Annotated in this window: 1 protein-coding gene; it reads right to left on the bottom strand. The window is 43.3% G+C overall.

Features of this window, described 5'->3' with window-relative positions; all coding sequences use genetic code 11:
• The coding region (locus tag AYJ08_RS05745) for a thermonuclease family protein (RefSeq protein ID WP_197490596.1) at positions 1-891 on the bottom strand (891 nt) is incomplete at both ends.

Genomic DNA, 891 nt, shown 5'->3' with positions numbered 1-891 from the left:
CATCTCCTGGCTTCACCTGTGTTTGTGTAGCAGGTTGGAATACCAGAATACCTGCTTTGTCATCTTGAATATAAAAGCTATTCCGACTGTCTGAGACTGTACTTACTACCCCTGTAGCTGTTACGATCGGGGTTTTGTCTGGCAATTGCCGTATGGTTGACAAGCCATGCTTTTCTTCAGCAGGCGCTAACGTATAACCAGCTTGTTCAGCCTCTTGCGTGCTGTTAAAGAACACACGATTTTCTACATCAACCTTTTGAAATTCGAGAGGCTGTACATAGAATTTTGTACCTGCATCCCCAACAGGACGGCTTAGTGCCTTTTTCTGTTCACGAGCCCGGAATTCAAACGGCAATTCAATCAATGGATCTTGGGCATTCCAAATTCCAATTCCTGCTTGCTTCGCTTCCTTGACGGCTTTAGCGTATTGCTTAAATGTCTCATCCTTGACTGGCCAGATGATATACATGCTGGCATATCCGTCTTTCACCATTTCCAAATTAACGTTACGGCCATCTGCAAGAATTACTTCTGCTAAAAGGCGGCCGTATGCATCAATAGGTGTGGAAGCTGGTTTAATCGTAATCGAGTCTCCTGGAGCTATTAATTTTTTTATATGCTGTTTGGCACGTTCGCCATGAGCTTTTTGGTTTTTATCTTTACTGCTATTGTCCGTACCGTTGTATACCTTGGTATAGTCAAAATTAGGATCTTTAATATGATAGGTTTCCGCCGTATCCATATTGACAAATCGAACCGTATCTATCCCAAGAACTGGCTGTGATAAATGAATCGTATCGCCATCCACCACATCCTTCACAATGGAAGGGTAAGCTTCTTTTGGCTGAGGGGTTGGCGGTTGATCCTGTAATAGGAGCAAATCCGTTTGTT

The sequence above is a fragment of the Brevibacillus sp. SKDU10 genome (assembly GCF_001645205.1).
In the GTDB taxonomy this organism is placed as follows: domain Bacteria; phylum Bacillota; class Bacilli; order Brevibacillales; family Brevibacillaceae; genus Brevibacillus_B; species Brevibacillus_B halotolerans.
Note: the sequence above shows the minus strand (reverse complement) of the source record. Positions and strands in the feature narration are given on the sequence as shown.